Below are 21,129 nucleotides of genomic sequence, written 5' to 3'. Positions count from 1 at the left end.
GGATGGCCACCAAGGCAAAGACGCTGCAGGCGAAGGACAAGGAAAAAGACGACAAGGCAGCGGACGCCCCGGAGAAGGATTCCCAGGACGCGCCGTCTCCCTTGCTCGATCTGTCCGACGCGGCAGTGAAGAAGATGATCAAGCAGGCCAAGAAGCGCGGCTTCGTGACCTTCGATCAGCTCAACGAAGTCTTGCCGTCGGACCAGACCTCCCCGGAGCAGATCGAGGACATCATGTCCATGCTCTCGGACATGGGCATCAACGTCACCGAAGCCGACGATTCTGAAGGCGAGGAAGACAAGGACGAGGGCGAGGACGAGACCGACAACGAGCTCGTCGAGGTCACCCAGAAGGCCGTCACCGAGGTCAAGAAGAGCGAGCCGGGCGAGCGCACCGACGATCCCGTGCGCATGTATCTGCGCGAGATGGGCACGGTCGAGCTGCTCTCCCGCGAAGGCGAAATCGCGATTGCCAAGCGCATCGAGGCCGGCCGCGAGGCGATGATCGCAGGGCTGTGCGAAAGCCCGCTGACCTTCCAGGCCATCATTATCTGGCGCGACGAGCTCAACGAAGGCAAGATCTTCCTCCGCGACATCATCGATCTCGAAGCGACCTATGCCGGTCCCGACGCCAAGGCCGGCATGAACAATGCGATGATCGCGGGCCCCACCGGCGAGAACGGCGAAGCGCCCGCTGAAGGCGGCGAGGTCGCTGCTGCTGCGCCCGCGCATGTCGCCCCGCCTGCGGCGCCGCCGTCGCCCACTCCGTTCCGCGCTGCGCAGCCCGCCCCCGGCGGTGCGGCCGGCGAGGAGAAGGATCCGGGCGAGGCCGCCGCCGAAGCCGACATGGACGAGGACGACGAGTTCGAGAACCAGATGTCGCTTGCGGCCATCGAGGCCGAGCTCAAGCCGAAGGTGGTCGAGATCTTCGACAAGATCGCCGAGAGCTACAAGAAGCTGCGCAAGCTTCAGGAGCAGGACATCCAGAACCAGCTCGAGAGCACCTCGCATGGTCCCTCGCTGTCGCCGCACCAGGAGCGCAAGTACCGCAAGCTCAAGGACGAGATCATCGTCGAGGTGAAGTCGCTGCGCCTCAACCAGGCCCGTATCGATTCGCTCGTCGAGCAGCTCTACGACATCAACAAGCGCCTCGTCTCGCATGAGGGCCGCCTGATGCGCCTCGCCGACAGCCACGGCGTCGCGCGCGAGGACTTTTTGCGCAACTACACCGGCTCGGAGCTCGATCCGCGCTGGCTCAACCGCGTCTCGAAACTCTCCGCCAAGGGCTGGAAGAATTTCGTCCATCACGAGAAGGACCGCATCAAGGACCTCCGTCACGAGGTGCATCAGCTCGCCGCGCTGACGGGCCTCGAGATCGTCGAGTTCCGCAAGATCGTGCACTCCGTGCAGAAGGGCGAGCGCGAGGCCCGTCAGGCCAAGAAGGAGATGGTGGAAGCCAACCTCCGTCTCGTGATCTCGATCGCGAAGAAATACACCAACCGCGGCCTGCAATTCCTCGACCTGATCCAGGAAGGCAATATCGGCCTGATGAAGGCGGTCGATAAGTTCGAATACCGCCGCGGCTACAAGTTCTCGACCTACGCCACGTGGTGGATCCGCCAGGCGATCACGCGCTCGATCGCGGACCAGGCCCGCACCATCCGCATCCCCGTGCACATGATCGAGACGATCAACAAGATCGTGCGCACCTCGAGGCAGATGCTCAACGAGATCGGCCGCGAGCCGACCCCGGAGGAGCTCGCCGAAAAGCTCGGCATGCCCTTGGAGAAGGTCCGCAAGGTTCTCAAGATCGCCAAGGAGCCCTTGTCGCTCGAAACCCCCGTCGGTGACGAAGAGGATTCACATCTCGGCGATTTCATCGAGGACAAGAACGCGATCCTGCCCATTGATGCTGCGATCCAGTCGAACCTGCGCGAGACCACCACGCGCGTGCTCGCCTCCCTCACCCCGCGCGAAGAGCGCGTGCTCCGCATGCGCTTCGGTATCGGCATGAACACCGACCACACGCTGGAGGAAGTGGGGCAACAGTTCTCGGTGACGAGAGAGCGTATCCGCCAGATCGAAGCCAAGGCGCTGCGGAAGCTGAAGCATCCGTCGAGGTCAAGGAAGCTGCGGAGCTTCTTGGATAATTGATCCGAATTTCAATCAGAACGAAAGCGGTGGGCCGCAAAGTCCGCCGTTTGTATGTGCTGTTCGAGCTTGCATAAACTCTCATTTCCAGAGCATCGGTTCTGCAGCTTGTGTTACAGGAGCTCTTGATATCTCGCGCCAGCTCGCAACCATGGGATTGACTGCAAAGCGTGCAGGCAAGTTGGAGTTTGCGCTCTCAAGTAAGGCGCCCATAGCTTTCAAGGCGAAGCGCTGCTCGGTTGCTAAAGCCTCATTCAGCAGCAGTGCAACAGCAGGTAGAAACCACGACGCTTCGGCTGCATCGTAGAGTTCAACGAGCGAATCAATTTCCTTCTGAAGTGAGGTCCCCCCGCTATGAAAGCCGTAAAAGACTCCTGCCGCAGCGCGTACCCTCGTGGAGAACGCGGTGCTTTGAAATATTTTCCTTAGAGAAGTCCCGGACCGAAATATCTTGCGGACCGTGCTTGCGATATCTTCAAATGACGTATGTCTTAGCTCGCGATGGAAAAGGGAACTCTCCGGGCTTGATGAATGCACCAGAGCAGCGAGGAGATGTGGCAACATCTCTGCCTCCTTCGGAAGCTCAACTTTGAAATGGTCCATTCGATCAAAGAATCGCTCTGGAGCGACAAGACCTTTCGCTGCAGACAAGGCAAGCTCCCTAAGGCCTGTTCCAAGCGGTTCCGTCAGGCCAAATAGGGTGCCCCATTTTGCGGCGTACGCGAGTAACGTTTCGGATGGCATGTGTCCTAGAAGCAGACGCTGAACTTTGGCATCTTCGAATGCCTTAGTGGCGTCGTGGGAGCCCCGAGCCAAAAGATGCAGTGCCAGCCAAGGCTCCGTGCCGGCTATTGCGAGCCAATCAATGGAGCCGCCATCTTTGCTTCCGCCCCTCAACATTAGCTCCATCACGTAGCCAGGTCTTGATTTTCGAACCAGCCTGGACGGACGTCGGTTGGACCCGTCCAGCTCGATTTGCTGAAAATCGAAGAATGCTCGAATCGTCTCAGGAAGCATTCTGCAGTTCCTCAAATCTCCAGCCAAGGCAACTCGCAGGTGGGTTAGGGTTTCATCGTTCGGCGAGCGAACGAAATTAAGTGCGCAATAGATTGCTTTCAGAATCCCCGTCGATGTGCTGAGTTTACTCCAAGTGGCTGGCGACCATGTTTTCCAGCTGGGGATCTCCCTAGGTTTGAAGTACTGGACCTCTATTATCCCATACTGAACCTCTACATGGGCAGCACTTCGAGGTTCATTCGAATCTCGAATGGAGGCTGGTAACAGTCCGTCCAACAATCGTACGACGGCTGGATCAATGCCAATCTCACGCGCTATGCTCTTAGAGTCTGGTCCATTTGCAAAGATGCTCGTCGCCGCTGATACAGCGGCGTACCCAAGATCATGCCAATTGTTGTCTAATAGTAACCTGACGGCGCTTTCGCGCAACCAGCGAGGATAAATCCTCGGTTCACCCGAATCTCTCGTTGAGTCTCTAAACTGTTCAAGGAATGAGCGTTGATAGCCTCGTGACGCACCAACGAGCGTACTCTTCAAGAGCTTGGACCGCTCGTCCGTATCGGACAAGATCTTCGTGAGGCAAGTTAGTGCCCCTATATTCTCAGGCTCCGCTTGCTCTGCAAGAACTGAGACCAGTACGTCTGTGAGCCACTGGACGGAGTGCAATGATTTTGTCGTCGAGAAATATCGACCCGCATCAACGCAACCGCTAAGCGGAACGATGCAGTTTCGAAATTGTTCGCGCAGACGCTTGTCTTGCTCAAGAACACCCTCTTGAAGAAGGCGACTTGCAATGATGCCGCCTCGTGCGAGACGTCGGTTCAACGCCCGCATTTCTCGATCGCCACCGTCGTCTAGCTGGGTTAGCACCGTTACGGCAGCGGCAAGTTCGCTCTTACGTGTATTCTCAATGAGAGCACTCAGAAGGAAATGAACAACCTCCCTCCAGTGCGAGTCGCCAGCAATGGTTCTTACTCTATCTACGAAATTGTCCGGTTCGCCGGACTGATAGATGAACTCTCCTGCGAAGAATTCTTGGAGAGGGCGAATATCAAAACGTACCAACTCGCCTGCTTCCGGTGTGCTGACGAGAACCAGACGTTCGGTCGTAGCTCTCATTAGAGTTGATACCGTCTCATCAATATCGGTATCCTGTAGCTCGGAAACTACCTCGGTTACGATGGCAAGAAGTTACTTCCGCTCTAAAGACGTGATTGCTCCTTTGCTGGTCTCTGCACGTGCATGGAGCTCAAAGCCGAGTCTGTTGTGTAGCGCTTTTAGAAGCTTGTCGCCTTCGCGCAAGAGCAACGCTAGCCTGCGATCAGGCAAATTTCTATTCGCCTCGCGTTTCTTTATGATTTCGTAGAACGTATTATAGAGTTGCCATTTTCGTTCCGGGGGCTTCCCGCCGTCTCGAACAATTACTCCCATTATGTGCGCCTGAAGTGGAGTAGTCATAATTTCGGCAATTGCTTCCGACTGAAGCGCGTCGCCGAGAATTTTCATGTATGCCTTGTGTTCGCCCTCGGATCTATCAAGCGCAAGAAGAGGCTCCGCACAAGCTAGTGCTTGTTCGCGCGATAAGCTGACGAGCTCGACGATTGCGGCTTCAATCTCCGAAAACTGCCCTGAGTAACCTTGAGGTCGAGACGTGCAAATGATCGCAGCATCCGACCCGTAACCAACGAGCACATCATTTATAAAATGCGTAACTTCGCTTGCGACCGAATCCTTAACATCGCTAGGAACTTCATCTAGTCCGTCAAAAACGAACAACCAGCGTGATGAGCCGAAAACTCTTCTTAGTGCACCTGCGTGCACAGGCTCTCCGATTTGATTCGTGAGCGTTTCGGAGAAATAGGCGATCATCCGATCAGTCAGTCTTTTCCCTCGTTGGCTGAACCAAAAAGCGAATTCTTTCAGATCTACAATAAGCGGGATTCGGGGCACCAAAGGCCAAAGCTTTTTCTTCGTTGCGACTGCACAGATGTCTTCCGCTAGTGCTCGTTGCGCTGGCAATACTACGGGCCCCCTCTCCTGCAGAATGAGGGCTGCACGCTGAATTTGACTAATAAACTGGGTAAGGGTGGACTTCCCTTGGCCCGGGCCGCCCTTGACAAACCAGGTTCGAGCTCGAGAAGGATGACGCTGCCAGCGGTGCCAGTCGTCCGGCGAGTCGATGATAGACCGAACCCTCTGCGTCTGAGCCAGCGCTCGCGCGAGTGTAGTCGCTGCCATCCCCGACATTTCGTTCGACTTGCAAGCGAACGGTATATCGGCGAAAAGACGCTGGATTCCCGGTCTATTGTCGGTAGTCGAGCCTGCTTGTTCCAGTTTCGTGTACTGTTGCTCGCTAAACTGTGTGACCACTAGGTAGCGAATAATTTCTTCGACTTGCGCCTGCGAAGCTATCGTCTGCTCATATAGTCGGGCGAGTACCTGCCCTGACGAAATAAATTCACAATAATAATCCGCTATCTCAGGATAGATTGCGAGAAGATCTAAGATCTTTCGGCCGCCCCAGATATGAAATCGCTTGGCAAGCTGGGGACGGGCTTTTCGCACAATGTCCCTTATTCGATCGAACGAACCAGTCTCGGCAGCCCCGGAAGGCTCTATGTTTGTAGCAACGATCCATATGTCTGGCCAAATTCGAGGCGAGGCTGAGTTCTCAAATGCGCGCAGCTCTTCTTCTACTCGATCTACCAGCCACTTCTGGGGATCCTTGCTCAGGTGCGGCGCAAGAAACTTCGATTGAATGTACCAAGTACCGGACCAGTTTTCACTCTCACTCGGATACGGTGCTGCTCCTTCGAAAAACCCATCTCGTCCTGCGTCTGGACCGGGACCAAAGCCGGTATGACCCGCGCCCAATATACGCAAGGCAAGAGAATTAACTAAGTGTTCGAACGTGTTCGCGTCTAGTCGAGAAAGTTCGTAGCTTGGAACGGGCATTGCGTACCTCCCTTCGGGAAGTTGCATTAGAAGTCAAGTACGCGCAATGCCTGGTGGAGAGATCTCAGCCGTCTACTTCCTCTTCGCCCAACCCTTTCGATCCGCTCAATCTCCAGCGCCGGCCTCCCGCTCTTTTCCGCGATCTCGTGGTCTTGCTCTAAGATGAAGCTGCGGGCGGGTTCGTCGCCGTCGAGGTCGCCGAGTTGTTGGGGGCGGCTCTTGGGCACTCGATTTTGCAAAATATTTCCGAAATTTCGACTCACCCGGCGCTGCGCGCCGACCTCTCCCAAGGGAGAGGTGACCCCACTTGCCGCAGCAGTTCAGCACAATCTCGTCGAACTTTTAGTCGGCCCTACTTCTTCTTCGCCCCCACCCGCTCGATCTTCTCGATCTCCAGCGGAGGCCTGCCGCTCTTTTCTGCGATCTCGCGGTCCTGCTCCATGATGAAGTTGCGGGCGGGTTCGTCGCCGTCGAGGCCGCCGAGCAGCTCGGAGGGGACGCGGCGGTTGGAGCGTTGGGAGCCGTCTTCGTAGACGACGTTGAAAAAGGCGAATTCGCCTTTCGGGTTGGTTCCGGGTTTCTTGGCCATGGCGGCTTGTCGTCGATCAGGGCGCCATAGTCAAATGACTTCGAGCGTCCCGGGGCCTGCGAAGAGCCTTACCGCGATGCCGTTCGGCCTCACGAAATGGGCCTGCGAACCTGTGCAATCGATCGAGGATGTCTGGTTGCAGGATCGAAGCGACAGGGGCTTCGTCAGGTTCGATCCGAACCCTCAATAAACGGCGGGCCGATGAGCCCGCCGTTTATTTTGGTCTTCAGCGTCGCCCGGGGCTGGCGGGGCGACAACCTGAGATAGAAGGCTATCGCTTGCGCTCTGCGATGGCAAGATGAATCGTCATGGTCTTGATGTCGCAGCAAGCGCATCTGATATGCAGCGTAGCGCGTGACCGGTTCCCGCAATGTCGCGAAGCAGATGCTTGCAAAATCGAAATAGTTTGTTCATTTCGCACGCTCTCGCAACGCAGCGAACCTGCGCGCACGTGTTGCGAAGTTGCATGGGCCTGCATGGCATCCTGCTGCGTGCACGGATCGGTTGCAGCCCGGGCAGATCGCTCTGACAAGTGCGTTGCACACATCACATTGGCGGCGCGCGCCGCGGCAGTTTTTGCGCAGCCAATCGCGAGGGACTGCCGCCGCTGCCTCCGTCATCATCGCCCTTGCGGCCCTGCGTCATGATCGCGCTGCCCATCGCGGCCGAACCAAAGGTGATGACGAAGGAGGCCAGCAACAGCGCGAGCCCGATGCCGGGCGAACGATCGGCAAAAATCAGCTCGCGCAGATGTCCGGGGTTGAGCCAGAGCAATCCGCCGACGAGAAGGCTCGCCGCAGAGGCGCCGATCGCAAGGTTGATGGCGAGCAGGCGGAACAGCGGGATGCGCAGCAGGCGAGGGGAGAACTTGCTGTCTGGTCTTGTCTTCGGCACCACCAATTCTCCGCAAAGCCGGCTGTCGCGTGCTCCTCGACGGATCGCCTGATCCGCCGCGTTCGGCTCACGCCGCCGGCGCGATCCGGGTGTCCGCCTTGCTCTGCTGCATCTGCTGACGCTCCATCATGTCCTGCCACAGCGCCGCGATGCTGGCCTGTGTCTCGGGCGCGATCAGGCAGTGGCCCTCATTATCGAAGCCGCAGAACCGCGCAGACGGGTCTTTCCTCACCACCGTCAGCGCCTGGTTGATCATCTCCAGGCACGTCATGACCTGTCCGATCTCCTGCAGCCGCGTGTGATGCAGGATGTCCATCAGGCGGAACGTCATCACCGCGGGCTGACCGTAATTGATGCCGGGCCGAGCGAATTCGAGCAGGACATTCACCGCCGGGAACGTGCCGCGGATGTGCTCGAGCACGCCGGCCACATCGTCCTCGCTGCAGGCGACGAGATGGGCGGTTTGAACAGGTGTGGCGACCGGCGGGCGCGGCGCGAGGCCGAGCGCATTGATCACCTCCTGCTCGATCCATTGCCGCACCGGTGCGGGTGCATTGCGGATCTGCTCGGTGGTGAGGGTAATTCCGGTCATGGCGCCATCTCCTGCGCGCGGGCGCTGCTGCTGTTCGCAGTCTAGGAACGAAGCGATGGGACACGTTGATGCGGATCAAAGCGGCCGCCTTGACGCTGGTCCCTTTCAACGGGCGCTTCGCGGGCGGGCGTCCACGCCCGGAATCTGGGATGATAGGACAATACCACTGTTTTGCCCGACGGGTCAACGACAATTCGGAAAAACAAAATCTACGGCCGGCGGCGCCTACTGTGCATGGGGTTGTTTTGCGGTTTTCGTTTCAAGGCTGCACCCGGCATGATTGGTCGACGTTGCTTTGACGCGAATCCCGTTCCCGGGCATGATCGCCTTCTGCTTTGCTCCATTGCATGAGGACTCGTTCTGATGTTGAGATCGCTTTTCGCCGCCGCAATCATTGTCTCGCTGGCCGGCGGGTCGGCTGAAGCCGCGCGTTGCGGCGGCGACTTCAACAGCTTCGTCGCCAGCATGAGCGCGGAAGCGCAAGCCGCGGGCGTCTCGGCGGGCGTGACCAGCGCAGCGTTCAGCGGCATCACCCAGGACGGCGCGGTGCTCGCCTTCGACCGCCGTCAGCGCTACACCTTCAACAAGAGTTTCGAGCAGTATGTCTCGACCCGCGTCGGCCCGGGCCGCATCAATGGCGGCCGCGCACTGCTCCAGCGTCATGCCGCGCTGCTCTCGCGCATCGAGCAGCAGTTCGGCGTGCCGAGGCAGATCCTGGTCGCGATCTGGGGCCTTGAGAGCGATTTCGGCAAGGGCGACATGGGCAAGCTGCCCGTCATCCGAACGCTTGCGACGCTCGCGCATGATTGCCGCCGCACCGAGCTGTTCCAGGGCGAACTGCTCGCCGCGCTCAAGATCGTGCAGCGCGGCGACCTGCCGCTGCGCGACCTGATCGGCGCCTATGCCGGCGAGATCGGCCAGACCCAGTTCCTGCCGTCGTCCTACATCAAGTACGGCGTCGATTTCGACGGCGACGGCCACGTCGACCTCCGCCACAGCGTAGCCGACGTGCTCGCCTCGACCGCGAACCTCCTGCACTCGAACGGCTTCAAGATGGGCCAGCCCTATGACGAAGGCTCGGCCAATTTCGAGGCGATGCGCGAGTGGAACAGGGCGGTGATCTACCGCAAGACGATCGGGTACTTTGCGGATCGGCTGGTGGGGCAGTAACCAAATATTCCAGTCTCGTAGGGTGGGCAAAGGCGCTACGCGCCGTGCCCACCATCCCTATCGGTTGCCGAAAGTCGTGGGCACGCTTCGCTTTGCCCACCCTACGACAGCGGAGCATGAGGCGACGCCATCGCGCCCCTCACTTCCCCCGCGCCATCTTCTCCAGCCGCCGCTGCAACGGTGCCCAATAGGTCCCCGGGCGGAAGCGCTGCAGGATGTCCATGAACCTTGCGTCGTTGCCGATCAGGATGCGCGGCTCGTTGCGCTCGATGCCCCTGATGATGCGCAGCGCGGCCTCTTTTGGCGTCGTCCGCGCCGCGGTCTCGAACCGGTCGATCATCTGGCCGCGGCGGGCATTGTCGGTGACGCCAATTCCGGTGCGCGAGGCGCGCGCGATGTTGGTGGCGACGCCGCCGGGATGCACCACCGACAGCCTGACCGGGCTGCCCGCGGCCGCGAGCTCGTGCCGCACGCTCTCGGAAAAGCCGCGCACCGCGAACTTCGCCGCCGCATAGGCCGATTGTCCCGGCGGCGCGATGATGCCGAAGATCGAGGAGACGTTGACGATGTGCGCCTCGCCCCGCGTCTTGAGGTGCGGCAGGAAGGCGCGGGTGCCGTGCACCACGCCCCAGAAATTGATGTCGAACAGCCAGTCCATCTGCGCCTGGTCGATCTCCTCGAATTGTCCGAGCAGCGCCACGCCGGCATTGTTGACGAGGATGTTGAGCGCGGGATGCGCCGCGATCGCTTCGCGGGCGAACTGCGCGATGTCGCTGGCCTCGCCGACGTCGACGCGGTGCAGGCTGACCTTGCGCTGCGCGCCGATCTCGGCGGCGAGGCTCTTCAGGCCGCCTTCGTCGCGATCGGCGAGCGCGAGGTCGGCGCCACGTTGCGCGAGCTCGATGGCCAGCGCGCGGCCGATGCCGCTCGCCGCTCCCGTAATGGCGGCCGCGCCGCGAATCATCGTCATGATGCCTCCCGTCAAGCCCTGATGCGGAACAAGATTCCACACTTTTTTCAGTTTGGAACCGAACCGATCTCCCGCTCTCTCTTTAACATGCGTTACTTGAACGGAGGCAAGCATTGGGAGCCGCCGATGGGACAATCAACGCCATTGCCTGCAACCGCCCTCATCGTTGAAGATGATCTCATGCAGCGGGAGATGCTCTGCCTGCTGCTTGAAGAGAGCGGCTACCGGGTCATCCAGTGCGAAAGCGCGGAAGCGGCCGAGCGTGTGCTGGACAAGAACGCCGGCGCGCTCTGCCTGATGCTGACCGATGTGCAGCTCGCCGGCCGCATGAACGGCGTCGAGCTCGCCCATGTCGCCAAGGACCGCAATCCGAAGCTCGATGTCGTCGTGACGTCCGGCCGCCCCTTGATGCAGCCCCTGCCGGACGGCGCAAAGTTCTGGGCCAAGCCCTGGGCCCCGCTCGATGTGTTGCGCGAGGCCGAGATCGCCCAGCTCAATTGAGGCGCGACCCTTGGCGCTGACCGGGTCGTGTCTTCTCGGCAAGCGTCAGGGATGGTAGGACGAGGCATGTCCTGGTCCTTTCTGCTCACCTCGCTGATCGTCGTCGCCTCACCGGGGACCGGCGTCCTCTACACGCTGGCGGCCGCGCTCACGCGCGGTTCGCGCGCCAGCGTCGCGGCCGCCGTCGGCTGCACGCTCGGGATCGTGCCCCACATGTGTGCTGCGATGCTCGGGCTTGCCGCCGTGCTCCATACCAGCGCGCTCGCCTTTGCCGCCCTGAAATGGTGCGGCGTGGCCTATCTGCTCTATATGTCCTGGCAGGCGCTGCGGGAGACGGGGGCACTTGCGGTCGACGGCCAGATCGAGGAGCGATCGAGCGGTCGGGTCATCGTCACCGGCTTCCTGATCAACATCCTCAATCCAAAACTCTCGATCTTCTTCCTCGCCTTCCTGCCGCAGTTCATTGCAGTTGACGAGGTGCATGTGCTGGCGCGGATGCTGGAACTGAGCGGCGCCTTCATGGCGATGACGTTTGCAGTGTTCGTCCTCTACGGCCTCTGCGCGGCGTCCGTGCGCGAGCGCGTCATCTCTCGGCCCGGTGTGATGGCCTGGCTGCGCCGTTCTTTTGCCGCCGGCTTTGCCCTGTTAGGGGCCAAGCTCGCCTTCGCCGAACGCTAGCCAATAAAAAAGCGGGCCTTTTGCCCGCCGCTTTCGGTCTTGCAATTTTAGACCCATCCCGACGCCCGGGCGGAGCGAGCTCCACCCGGGCAAAGAAAAAGAAGCCGCGTTACTTCTTCTTCGCCTTCTTGGCCTTTTTCGCCTTCTTCTTCGTCGCCTTCTTCGCTTTCTTAGCCATAGGAGCCTCTTAAGGGTTAATGGTGAAACGCGACACGAGGAACGCTCGGCGGAGGGCCAGCCTCGCAACATCCTCGATCACAAGCTCAGCAGATTCGCGCCTCTCTGCCCCGCGTTGTCACATCCGCGTCATCCCGTTATCCACAGCTCAGATGCATTTTCAGGTGATTTTGGCCCGCGAATCCGCATCGCGATGGGCGGCGAGGCGACCGTGCATCGACGCAGACGACGTGCCTAACGATCCGATAACCGCGGCGCGGTGTTCATGAATTCAAAACCAAGGGCGCGCTTTCGCAGATCGCAGTGAGGTTCCGTTAAGCGCAACCCGCGCATGATCTTCCGCAAGAACACGGGGACGGGTCATGGACGAACTTCTGCTGGAGACAGGGGGCGGGACGCTGCGCGTATCGCGGGCGCCATGCTGAACGTACCGACGCTCTGGATGGTTTTCGTCGTCAACTTCTCGGCGCTCGGCCTGGTCTGGGCCTACGTGACGCGCTCCTATCCCAAATTCGAAGCCGCGCGGTTCTGGATGGCGTCGGCTTTCGTCGGCGCAGCTGGTGCGATCACCGCGTTAACCGGCCTGTACATCAATTCCGTGGTGCCCCTGCTGTTCGGGGGCGCCGGCATCATCGCCGCGAGCTGTTTTGCGGCTGCGGGCATTCAGCGTTTCTACGATCGGCCGGCATCCTGGCGCCTCATGGTCGCGAGCACGGCCGCGAGCCTCGCCGGTGTCATGTTCTTCAAGTTCGTCTTCGACCAGATGCAGCTGCGAATGCTCTGTTACACCATTGGCCAGGGCTTGCCTCTGGTGCTGTCGTTGCGCCTGCTGCTGTCGCCGCCGGAGGGCCGCGCCAGTCCCGGCGCGCGGCTTGCCGGCATCGTCATCCTCAGCATGATCGTGGTCTTCGTGGTCCGTACGATCGGCAACACGCTCGGCAGCGATTTCTCGACCGTCGCGCGCGGTCAGAACCATGCCGCCATGGTGCTGGTGCTGCTGTTCCTGTCGATGACACTCAATTTCGGCTTCCTGCTGATGGCGATGGATCGCCTCCGCAACGAGGTCGCCGACCTGGCGCTGCTCGACGACCTCACCGGTGTCGCCAACCGCCGCCACCTGTTGCAGCGGCTGTCCGAGGAATGCGCCCGTTCGGAGCGCAGCGGGGAGCCGTTCTCGCTGCTGGTGATCGACCTCGACGGGTTCAAGACCGTCAACGATACCTATGGCCACGCTGCGGGCGATGCCTGCCTCCAGCACTTCACCCTGATGGCACAGACGCGCCTCCGCCCCGGCGATATGCTCGCCCGCACAGGCGGCGACGAGTTCTGCGTCGTGCTGCCGTCCTCGTCCTTGCGCGAAGGCGGGCTGATCGCCCGCCGTATCCTGGAGGTCTGCCGCCAGGACGCCGCCGAGTGCTCCGGCAGGGACATCCCGATCGCGATCTCGATCGGCGTTGCGGAATGGAATCGCGGCATCGGCCAGTTTCCGGACCGGCTGATCGCCCACGCCGACCACGCCCTCTATGCCGCCAAGAAGAACGGCAAGAACGACTTTGCAGTCTATGATCCGGCCCCGCCGCTGTCGCCCGAGCCGGTCGAAGCCGCGCGCAAATTCGCGTAGATCTGCTACGCTCGGATCCATAGTCGGATTGCGATGATGATATCTCGTCTTGTCGCGGCGGTTCTCGCCGCTGTTCTGATCACTCCCGCCTTTGCATTGGACGCCGAGCTCGCCAGGCTCGCGCGCAGCTCCGGCACGCCTGACATTCCGGGGCTGAAGATCGTCTGGCTGGCGCCGTGGGGCGATGTCGCCGATGCCCACCCCTGGCGCAACATCATCGTGCACCAGACCGAGGGTCCATCCGGCTCAGCGCGCGGCGGTGCGCAGGAGCAGTCCAGGAATCCAACCCGGCGCGGCGTGATGGTCTGGGTCGAGACCGACGGCACGGTCTATTGGTCGGTCGCGGACAATCTCGTGCCGACCCATACCGACGGCGCCAACCGCAATGACAACAAATACGTCGACAACAGCGTGACCTATCATCAGGTTGTGCGCGACAATTCAATCGGCGTCGAGTTCGCCGGCAACTATCCCGATGTCACGATCGGTTCGACCGAAGCGCAAGTCGCGGCCTGGAAGATCCTGGTCCAAGTCCTGCGCGCGCGCTACGGCATCCCGCTCGATCACGTCTATGCCCACAACTGGATCGACTTCAAGGATGCGCGCTATTGCGAAGGCTGTTGGCTCGCGACGCTGGCGCGGGCATGGGGCGAATAGGGTCCCCCTGCGCAGCGAGCCTTCCCAAGGTCACGGGAATGCCTTGGGAAGGTCGGCGCAGGGCTTCGTGACGATCTGGTGCGCGTCGCGCCAGATCACTTCGCGCTGGCGCGAGGTGGTGATGGTGCGCACCGGCAGACCTCCCTCTTCGAGCAACCAGGCGCAGTAGCGTGCGCGGCTGACAGCCTCGCGTGCCGCAGGATCGAACCAGCAGATTCCCCAGATCGTATCGCGCCGCTTGAAGTGCCGCGCGATGCGGCCGGGAAGCGGCAGATGCTCCCCGAACCAGTCGAACTGGTCCGCGAGCTCCTGCCGGATCCAGTCCGGACAATCGTTGCGCTGGACGTACCAGGACGCGCGAAAGAAGCCGCTCTCCACGCGGCTGTACGGGTGGACGAGCGGTGTAACGAACCGCAAATACATGACGACACGGCGCGACGCCGTGTTGCGTCACGCCCCTCATAGTCAGATGGAATGAATGAAGAGCAGCCGCTAAGCGGCGTTCAGCTCGTGACCGGTGGCCAGTCAGCAACGGCGGCGGTCAGAACGCATCGATCTGTAATCATGCCGCCTCCCTCGAAAGCGCTGAACCAAGGGCGCCACGTCGCGCCGGGCGGCAGCACATACACCAGCGACCGTCTCGCGACAAGCGCGATTGATTGGAGCGCTGGACCGGCTGCGCTATTCAGCCGGGCAGCGCCGGATCAATCCCGGCTGCTCGGGCAATTCGGGCGGGATCCGTTCAAGATGTCCCGCCGGCACATCGCGCGAACATGCGGTAGCTCACACAACAAAAAAGCCGGCGTTGCCGCCGGCTTTTCGTCTTGTTTCGATCCGCCAATGTCTGGCGCGAAAAGCCGCGCTTAGTGCGCGGCTTCCAGCGCAGCCTGTTCCTGCCTTGCGATCGTGCCCTTGACCGCGGACTGCACCTTCTCGAAGGCGCGAACCTCGATCTGGCGGACGCGTTCGCGCGACACGCCGAACTCGGCGGCAAGGTCTTCCAGCGTCATCGGCTCATCGGCGAGGCGGCGGGCCTCGAAGATGCGACGTTCACGCGGGTTGAGCACGCCCATGGCGCCGTTCAGCGCATCACGGCGGTGATCGTACTCCTCGTGCTCCGCCATCATGGCTTCCTGGTTGGGCGTGTTGTCGACCAGCCAGTCCTGCCATTCGCCGGCTTCGCCGTCGTCGCGGATCGGAGCGTTGAGCGACGCATCGCCACCGAGTCGGCGGTTCATGTCGATCACGTCCTGGTCCGTCACGCCGAGGCGCTTGGCAATGGTCGCGACCTGGTCGGGGCGGAGATCGCCTTCGTCCAGCGCGTTGATCTTGCTCTTCGCCTTGCGCAGGTTGAAGAACAGCTTCTTTTGGTTCGCGGTGGTGCCCATCTTCACGAGCGACCAGGAACGCAGGATGTACTCTTGAATCGACGCCTTGATCCACCACATCGCGTATGTGGCGAGACGGAAGCCCTTCTCGGGCTCGAAACGCTTCACCGCCTGCATCAGGCCGACATTGCCTTCCGAGACGACCTCGGAGATCGGCAAGCCGTAGCCGCGATAGCCCATGGCAATCTTGGCGACGAGCCGGAGATGGCTGGTGACGAGTTGATGTGCCGCGTCGCGATCGTCATGCTCGCGCCAACGCTTGGCGAGCATGTATTCCTGCTGGGGTTCCAGCATCGGGAACTTGCGGATCTCGGCGAGGTAGCGAGAAAGGCCGGATTCTCCATTGAGGACCGGCAAAGCAGCGGTACGGGCCATTGTGAAGCCCTCCAAAGGTTCAGGCCCCCGATAGCGGCGGGCCAGGCAGACGACCGCTTGGTTAAAGCCGGCCGTAGCTGCGATGTTCCACGTTGGTCCTTTCCAACGCAGGCGCAATATACCCCATCGGGGGGCAAAAAGGGAAGGATTGCTGACGTCACGTCCCCGTGTGGCAGCCATAACTTTTTGTAATGTAACGACTTTCCTAAGGGGGCTGCGTCATAGCGCCGCTTTCAGGGCGCGCTCTAGCAGTACCAGATCCTCCGGCAAGCCGGCCTCCCAGTGAAGAAGTTCTCCGCTTCTGGGGTGCTCTAATACCAATAGATAAGCATGGAGAGCCTGCCGCCCAAGCGCCGCCAAAGCGGCTTGCGACTCGGGACCGAGCTGGTTCGCCTTGGTCTTGAAGTGGGGGCCATAGACCGCGTCGCCCATCAGAGGGTGGCCGATATGGGCGAGGTGGACGCGGATCTGGTGGGTGCGGCCGGTTTCGAGCTCGCAGGCCAGCATTGCTGCCACCGGCTTGCCGTCCCGCCCGTTAAAACTCTCCAGCAGCTCCCAATGCGTCACCGCTTCGCGGCCGCCCTGGCGCACCGCCATCTTCTCCCGCGCGTGCGGATGGCGGTCGATCGGCGCGTCGATGGTGCCGCGATGCCGGCCCGGCAGCCCCCAAGCGAACGCCATATAGCCGCGCCGCATCGGTCCGGTGCGGCCGTGGTCGGCGAATTGGGCGGTAAGCGAGGCGTGGGCGAGGTCGTTCTTGGCGACCACCATCAATCCGGTCGTGTCCTTGTCCAGCCGGTGCACGATGCCGGGCCGGCGGACGCCGCCGATGCCCGACAGCGAGGTGCCGCAATGGGCGATCAGCGCGTTAACCAGGGTTCCGGTCTCGTGCCCGGCCGCGGGATGGACCACCAGGCCCTTCGGCTTGTTGATGACGATGATGTCGTCGTCCTCGAACACGATATCGAGGGCAATGTCCTCGCCCCTGGGCTCCGGCGGGGCCGCCTCCGGCACATCGATTGTAATCGTATCCCCCGAGGCGACGTGATAAGCGGGGTCGCGGACTGCGGTGGCCTTCAGGCTCACGGCGCCTGCCAGAATCAGGGCCTTCAACCTTGATCGCGACATCTCGGGAAGGCGCGCCGCCAGCACGCGGTCGAGCCGGGCCGAGCCCTCGTCGCCTTCGACCACGACTTCCAATCTTTGCGCTGAGCCCGAGCTTTCCATGACGACGTCTGATACCGCTGTTCCCGAACCGACCCCCGAGCAGGCCGCGCTGTTCGCGCGGGTGCGGCGGATGATGCTGATCGCGGGGTTGACCACGGCGCTGGCCGTCTGCGCCGTCCTGATTGCGGTGGGCTATCGTCTTTTCAAGTCGGAGGGAAGGGCGCCTGACCCGTCGAGCGACGTCACCGCCACCCTGCCGAAAGGTGCCAAGATCGTCTCCACCGGCGTTGCCGGCGACCGCCTCGTGGTGACCCTGGATATCGCCGGGGTCACCGAGATCCGCACCTTCGACGCCCACACGCTCAAGCCGGCCGGAAAGCTGAAATTTGCCAATGAGCCGTAAAACGGCAGTTCAGTCCTTGCGGCGGACAAATTTCGAGGCTATTGGCTAGCCCTCACGCTCCCTTCGTCTAGCGGTTAGGACGCGGCCCTCTCAAGGCTGAAACAGGGGTTCGATTCCCCTAGGGAGCGCCATTTTCGAGACCGCGCCTGCTGCGGCAGAACCTTGCAACAGGCGATGGCTGGCCATAGTGGAATAGTGCGCGGCCAGCTCTTTGCGGCTGGCCATTGGACGAGGGGATAGGGCCTGCCCCTCCGCGGCGGGGACGTCAGCCACGAGCCAACAACCGATCAGCGTAGCACCAGCTTCGTCAACAAAGTGGCCAATTCGCTTTGGCGCGATACGCCGACCTTTGAGAATACGCGCTTGAGGACATTGCGGGCGGTATCTTCCGCAATTCCCAGTCGCTCAGCAGCCTCTTTGGGAGGCAGACCCGCTCCAACGAGGGCGGCGATCCGCGCTTCGCCGAGCGTCAGCCCGAGTACGTCGCGGACGACGGCGGGATCAGCGGGCTTATCGAGCTTCTGCTCGATCGCGAGCACGATGACGCGCGTATGGGTGAGGAACTGCTCGACAGGGCTGGTTCGCGCCGCGACCGGCAGGAGATGAACCACCAGCCGGCGGTCTGCGCCGGTTGATTGAACGAGGACGGGCTTCGGGTCGTCCATCAGGCCGCGCGGATCTCCCCGCAGTGTCCGCGCGATGACCTCGTCGATCGTATTGCGCACCGCGCCGGAGCCGATCCGCAACCGGTCCTGGACAAGCTGCAGTTGATCTCCTATGAGCCGCTGCCCGGCCGGATTGGAGAACACCACGCGCCCCAGTGAGTCCAGAGCGAAGACGCCAATCCCGATGCGCGCCAAGGCGTCGCCGAGGCCGAGCTTGGCGAGTTCGGCATCCAGGAGTCGGATCGAAAGGCGCAGCGATTTCTCGACATATCGTCCGATGCGGCTCAGCGTCGCGAGCTCGGCGTCGGAATATTCGGATCGACCCGCATAGCCTTGCATGCAGAGGACAACGCCAACGTGCGGGTCCGGCGATACGGCTACCCCCGCGAACGGTCCAAGGCCGTGCTGCGCCCTGAACTGAACGAAGAAAGGATCCCTATGAATCTCGTCCTTCGACACAACATGACGATTGGTGTATGGCTCGCCGTTGAAGAAATAGCCTCGCTCCGAGGCTCGGATAGCCCCTATGTCGCGTTTGGTCCAGCCACTCTCTTCATAATCCCTTTGTGCTTCGATCAAGTTCGTAGAGACAATCGTTCCAATTGAACCGTCGTCCCGGTGCCAACCCAGCAACGCACCGACATCCCCGAAGCAATCCGCAATCACCCCCAGTGCTTGCGGCCACAGCGAGGGATTCGGTGCTGCATCATAGATCGCTTCGATAGCCGTCAGCAGCTGGCTTTCCGACGGGAGCGCATTCACGACAACCGCCTCCGGACAGCGCGGAGGTTCTCCACCAGGGAAGGCCATTGACCGGAGGTCAATGCGACTTTAGCGAACCGGGCCGTTGCCCATTCGAACTGCATAATTTTCGCGCGCACCAAGGCAGCCCCGCCAGTAGCCATTTCAGTCCCATCCAGACATACACGGCATACCACAAATGGGGCATGTTCTGTCGGCATGGCATCCGCGAAATCTAGGGTAGGCGTTTTCTCGCTCTCACAATGCGTAGACCTTGGCTGAGGGCTCGAAATTGAAGTTCGCCACGTCGTAGCGGATCGTGGAGATGATCTTCCAGCCAAGATAGGCGCCGACGGTCCAGCCGTCACCTACGTCGTGGCACTGCCCTTCGTCGCTGCCGAAGACGACATCGCGGCCGGCGAGCTCAGTGATATCGAAGTCTTTCGGCCTTCGCATCGGCCGTCGCTTGATCTCGACAAAAGGGCGAAGAGCTGCTTGCGCAGCTCTACTCAGTTGATCGTCCCGGTTGAGGTCGTCTGTGCATTTCTTATCAAGCGCAGAGAAATTATTGCGAGTTCTCATAAAAGCGGCGAGCGCTAAGCTTGCTTACCGGTCCTGAAAAGAGAGTAGATGGATCGATCCAGCCGATCCTCCTGAACTCAATTGGCCTCGAACTCATTTCGATGTTTGATGTGTGACATGAACACGACATTGCGAAATGACGACGCCGACGACCCCAGGGGCCTTCAGTGAGAGACACCCGTTGAAGTGAATCTAGATTGTCATCTGAGCAAATTTCATCTGAACAATGAGCCCGCGAAGCGAGGATTGCAAAATGGCCGACAGAAAGATGTTTCCAAACAGCGTGATCCCGATTCCGTCGTCCGGTGTGACTGCGCACGGGCTGATCGCAAGCGCTGCAGATCCGCAGCACCGGGACGAGAAGATGGATGTGAGTTTTGCGCTTGCCGTTCCGCCTGATGTTCAGAAGGAGTTGGAGGCGCGTGTCGACAAGGGCGAAACAATCTCGCCGCAGGATCTGAAGACGAAGTACGCCGTCGATTCCGCAGCAGCCAGTGCGCTGGAAAGCTGGCTAAAGAAGGAGGGCTTCACCATCACGCAGGTGACGCCCGATCGTACCACCATCTATGCAAGTGCGCCGGCCTCGCAGATCGAGGCGAGCCTTGGCGTGCACATGGTGCGGGTCACCCGGGAGGGCCAGACCTACACGGCGGCGTCGGACGTGCCGAGCCTGCCGACGGACGTAGCTGGTGCGGTGGTGAATATTGGCGGGCTGCAACCCTACCGGCAAGCCCGCAAGCATCTTCGCTCGTACATGCAGGCCAAATCGGAGGCGGCCGTGGAGCCGGCTATCGCTAACGCGCCGCCCTATCTGGCTCCGGAAATCCTGAGGGCCTACGGTGGCGCGGGGCTCGGCTTGACCGGAAAAGGGCAGGAGATTGCCATCCTGATCGATACGGTTCCGCTGGACACCGACCTGACGGCATTCTGGACGGCCAACGGCCTTGCTGGCAGCCTGGCGCGCATTGCCAAGATCAACGTAAAGGGCGGAGCGTTGCCCGCCCCGTCGGGTGAGGAGACGTTGGACGCACAATGGGCCAGCACCATCGCCCCCGAGGCGAACGTGCGCATCTACGCCAGCGGCACGCTCTCCTTTATTGATCTCGACCGCGCGCTCGACCGCATCTACGCCGATGCACTTGCGCAGCCGACATTGCGTGTCGTGTCGATCAGCCTTGGCCTCAGTGAGGCATACATGACGTCGGGCGAGGTGAACGCCGAGGAAGCTCGTTTCGTCCGGTTCGCCGCTTTGGGTGTCAATGTGTTCGTGTCGACCGGCGATGCGGGGTCAAACCCAGGACCGGACGGCCATCATGCTAACGGCCCACTCGCTGCCGAGTGGATGGCGACTAGCCCGCACGTCGTAGCGGTAGGCGGCACGTCGCTGCGACTGGCAGCAAATGGACAGGTGGCTTCCGAAACCGGCTGGGCCGGCAGCGGCGGTGGGAAGAGCAAGTTCTTCCCTCGACCGGCATGGCAACAGGGCAATGGCGTGCCCGCCGGCAATCAACGCATGGTCCCTGATGTCGGAGCTGCGGCGGATCCCAACGAAGGCGGGTTGATTATTCTGCACGGTCAGCGCTTGCAGTACGGTGGAACCAGCTGGAGTGCGCCGATCTGGGCCGGCTTGTGCGCGCTGATCAACGAGGCGCGGGCGAACAATCACAAAGCACCGCTTCCGTACCTCAATCCGCTGATTTACCCAATGATAGGCAGTAACTGCTTCCGAGATGTCTTGACTCAAAGCAACGGCGCCTACAGCTGCGGGCCAGGTTTTGATCTGGTTACTGGCATCGGCACGCCGGATTTGAAACAATTGGTGGCAAGACTGGCATGA

General features: G+C 61.1%; 19 protein-coding genes, 1 tRNA gene and 1 pseudogene. 9 read left to right on the top strand and 12 right to left on the bottom strand.

The genetic code is table 11. The annotated features are described in order from the left end of the window. Positions 1-2: 2 nt before the first annotated feature. The gene (gene rpoD, locus G8O24_RS08265; RefSeq protein WP_188098230.1) at positions 3-2,153 is read left to right on the top strand and encodes an RNA polymerase sigma factor RpoD; all 2,151 of its coding nucleotides are present in this window, start codon (positions 3-5) and stop codon (positions 2,151-2,153) included. Between the two features lie 78 nt (positions 2,154-2,231). Here the strand turns inward: rpoD and G8O24_RS08260 are convergent, their stop codons facing one another. The 6 genes and pseudogenes from G8O24_RS08260 to G8O24_RS08240 all read right to left on the bottom strand — a co-directional run bounded on the left by G8O24_RS08260 (position 2,232) and on the right by G8O24_RS08240 (position 8,197). Next, positions 2,232-4,232: an NACHT domain-containing protein gene (locus G8O24_RS08260; protein WP_188098228.1), complete on the bottom strand. Its 2,001-nt coding sequence runs from the start codon at positions 4,230-4,232 to the stop codon at positions 2,232-2,234. A 126-nt stretch (positions 4,233-4,358) separates the two neighbouring features. Next, positions 4,359-6,122: an NACHT domain-containing protein gene (locus G8O24_RS08255; RefSeq protein ID WP_188098226.1), complete on the bottom strand. Its 1,764-nt coding sequence runs from the start codon at positions 6,120-6,122 to the stop codon at positions 4,359-4,361. A gap of 26 nt (positions 6,123-6,148) precedes the next feature. After that, positions 6,149-6,352, bottom strand: a pseudogene (locus G8O24_RS44260) (hypothetical protein); the annotation flags it as partial. A 122-nt stretch (positions 6,353-6,474) separates the two neighbouring features. After that, positions 6,475-6,711 carry a hypothetical protein gene (locus G8O24_RS08250; RefSeq protein ID WP_188098224.1) on the bottom strand — a complete coding sequence of 79 codons (237 nt, stop codon included), beginning with the start codon at positions 6,709-6,711 and terminating at the stop codon, positions 6,475-6,477. A gap of 546 nt (positions 6,712-7,257) precedes the next feature. Then, a complete protein-coding gene (locus G8O24_RS08245) occupies positions 7,258-7,605 on the bottom strand; it encodes a hypothetical protein (RefSeq protein ID WP_188098222.1) in 348 nt (115 codons plus the stop codon). Positions 7,606-7,672: 67 nt separating this feature from the next. Beyond that, positions 7,673-8,197, bottom strand: a complete 525-nt coding sequence (locus G8O24_RS08240) for a hypothetical protein (protein WP_188098220.1) — start codon at positions 8,195-8,197, stop codon at positions 7,673-7,675. A 363-nt stretch (positions 8,198-8,560) separates the two neighbouring features. Between G8O24_RS08240 and G8O24_RS08235 the strand changes: the two genes are divergently transcribed. After that, on the top strand, positions 8,561-9,367 hold the full coding sequence (locus G8O24_RS08235; RefSeq protein WP_188098219.1) for a lytic murein transglycosylase: 807 nt from the start codon (positions 8,561-8,563) through the stop codon (positions 9,365-9,367). Between the two features lie 139 nt (positions 9,368-9,506). Here the strand turns inward: G8O24_RS08235 and G8O24_RS08230 are convergent, their stop codons facing one another. Beyond that, positions 9,507-10,337, bottom strand: coding sequence for an SDR family NAD(P)-dependent oxidoreductase (locus G8O24_RS08230; RefSeq protein WP_188098217.1), 831 nt, complete (start codon positions 10,335-10,337; stop codon positions 9,507-9,509). A gap of 126 nt (positions 10,338-10,463) precedes the next feature. On the opposite strand from G8O24_RS08230, the gene G8O24_RS08225 reads away from it, so the two are divergent. The 4 genes from G8O24_RS08225 (at position 10,464) to G8O24_RS08210 (ending at position 13,971) form a co-directional block, all read left to right on the top strand. Further along, complete coding sequence (locus G8O24_RS08225; protein WP_188098215.1) at positions 10,464-10,838, top strand: response regulator; 375 nt, start codon at positions 10,464-10,466, stop codon at positions 10,836-10,838. A gap of 66 nt (positions 10,839-10,904) precedes the next feature. Next, entirely contained in the window at positions 10,905-11,516 is a 612-nt protein-coding gene (locus G8O24_RS08220; RefSeq protein WP_188098213.1) for a LysE family translocator, read from the top strand. Between the two features lie 595 nt (positions 11,517-12,111). After that, entirely contained in the window at positions 12,112-13,314 is a 1,203-nt protein-coding gene (locus G8O24_RS08215; RefSeq protein WP_188098211.1) for a GGDEF domain-containing protein, read from the top strand. A 33-nt stretch (positions 13,315-13,347) separates the two neighbouring features. Further along, positions 13,348-13,971 (top strand): peptidoglycan recognition protein family protein, encoded by a 624-nt coding sequence (locus G8O24_RS08210; protein WP_188098209.1) that lies wholly within the window; start codon positions 13,348-13,350, stop codon positions 13,969-13,971. Between the two features lie 30 nt (positions 13,972-14,001). Here G8O24_RS08210 and G8O24_RS08205 read toward each other — a convergent pair whose 3' ends face one another. From G8O24_RS08205 to G8O24_RS08195, 3 genes are all read right to left on the bottom strand, one after another. Next, on the bottom strand, positions 14,002-14,394 hold the full coding sequence (locus G8O24_RS08205; RefSeq protein WP_188098207.1) for a hypothetical protein: 393 nt from the start codon (positions 14,392-14,394) through the stop codon (positions 14,002-14,004). A 440-nt stretch (positions 14,395-14,834) separates the two neighbouring features. Then, positions 14,835-15,734 carry an RNA polymerase sigma factor RpoH gene (gene rpoH, locus G8O24_RS08200; protein WP_157328162.1) on the bottom strand — a complete coding sequence of 300 codons (900 nt, stop codon included), beginning with the start codon at positions 15,732-15,734 and terminating at the stop codon, positions 14,835-14,837. Positions 15,735-15,953: 219 nt separating this feature from the next. Further along, entirely contained in the window at positions 15,954-16,961 is a 1,008-nt protein-coding gene (locus tag G8O24_RS08195) for an RluA family pseudouridine synthase (RefSeq protein WP_188098206.1), read from the bottom strand. On the opposite strand from G8O24_RS08195, the gene G8O24_RS08190 reads away from it, so the two are divergent. Further along, entirely contained in the window at positions 16,960-17,304 is a 345-nt protein-coding gene (locus G8O24_RS08190) for a hypothetical protein (RefSeq protein ID WP_188098204.1), read from the top strand. The genes G8O24_RS08195 and G8O24_RS08190 overlap by 2 nt on opposite strands. 56 nt (positions 17,305-17,360) lie before the next feature. Next, a tRNA-Glu gene (locus G8O24_RS08185) sits at positions 17,361-17,435 on the top strand. A gap of 156 nt (positions 17,436-17,591) precedes the next feature. Here G8O24_RS08185 and G8O24_RS08180 read toward each other — a convergent pair. Beyond that, on the bottom strand, positions 17,592-18,731 hold the full coding sequence (locus G8O24_RS08180; RefSeq protein WP_188098202.1) for a helix-turn-helix transcriptional regulator: 1,140 nt from the start codon (positions 18,729-18,731) through the stop codon (positions 17,592-17,594). Between the two features lie 237 nt (positions 18,732-18,968). Then, positions 18,969-19,166 carry a hypothetical protein gene (locus tag G8O24_RS08175; RefSeq protein ID WP_188098200.1) on the bottom strand — a complete coding sequence of 66 codons (198 nt, stop codon included), beginning with the start codon at positions 19,164-19,166 and terminating at the stop codon, positions 18,969-18,971. A gap of 379 nt (positions 19,167-19,545) precedes the next feature. Between G8O24_RS08175 and G8O24_RS08170 the strand changes: the two genes are divergently transcribed. Then, the gene (locus tag G8O24_RS08170) at positions 19,546-21,129 is read left to right on the top strand and encodes a S53 family peptidase (protein WP_188098199.1); all 1,584 of its coding nucleotides are present in this window, start codon (positions 19,546-19,548) and stop codon (positions 21,127-21,129) included.

Origin of the sequence: Bradyrhizobium campsiandrae (genome assembly GCF_014529705.1) — a bacterium.
Taxonomy (GTDB): domain Bacteria; phylum Pseudomonadota; class Alphaproteobacteria; order Rhizobiales; family Xanthobacteraceae; genus Bradyrhizobium; species Bradyrhizobium campsiandrae.
Note: the sequence above shows the minus strand (reverse complement) of the source record. Positions and strands in the feature narration are given on the sequence as shown.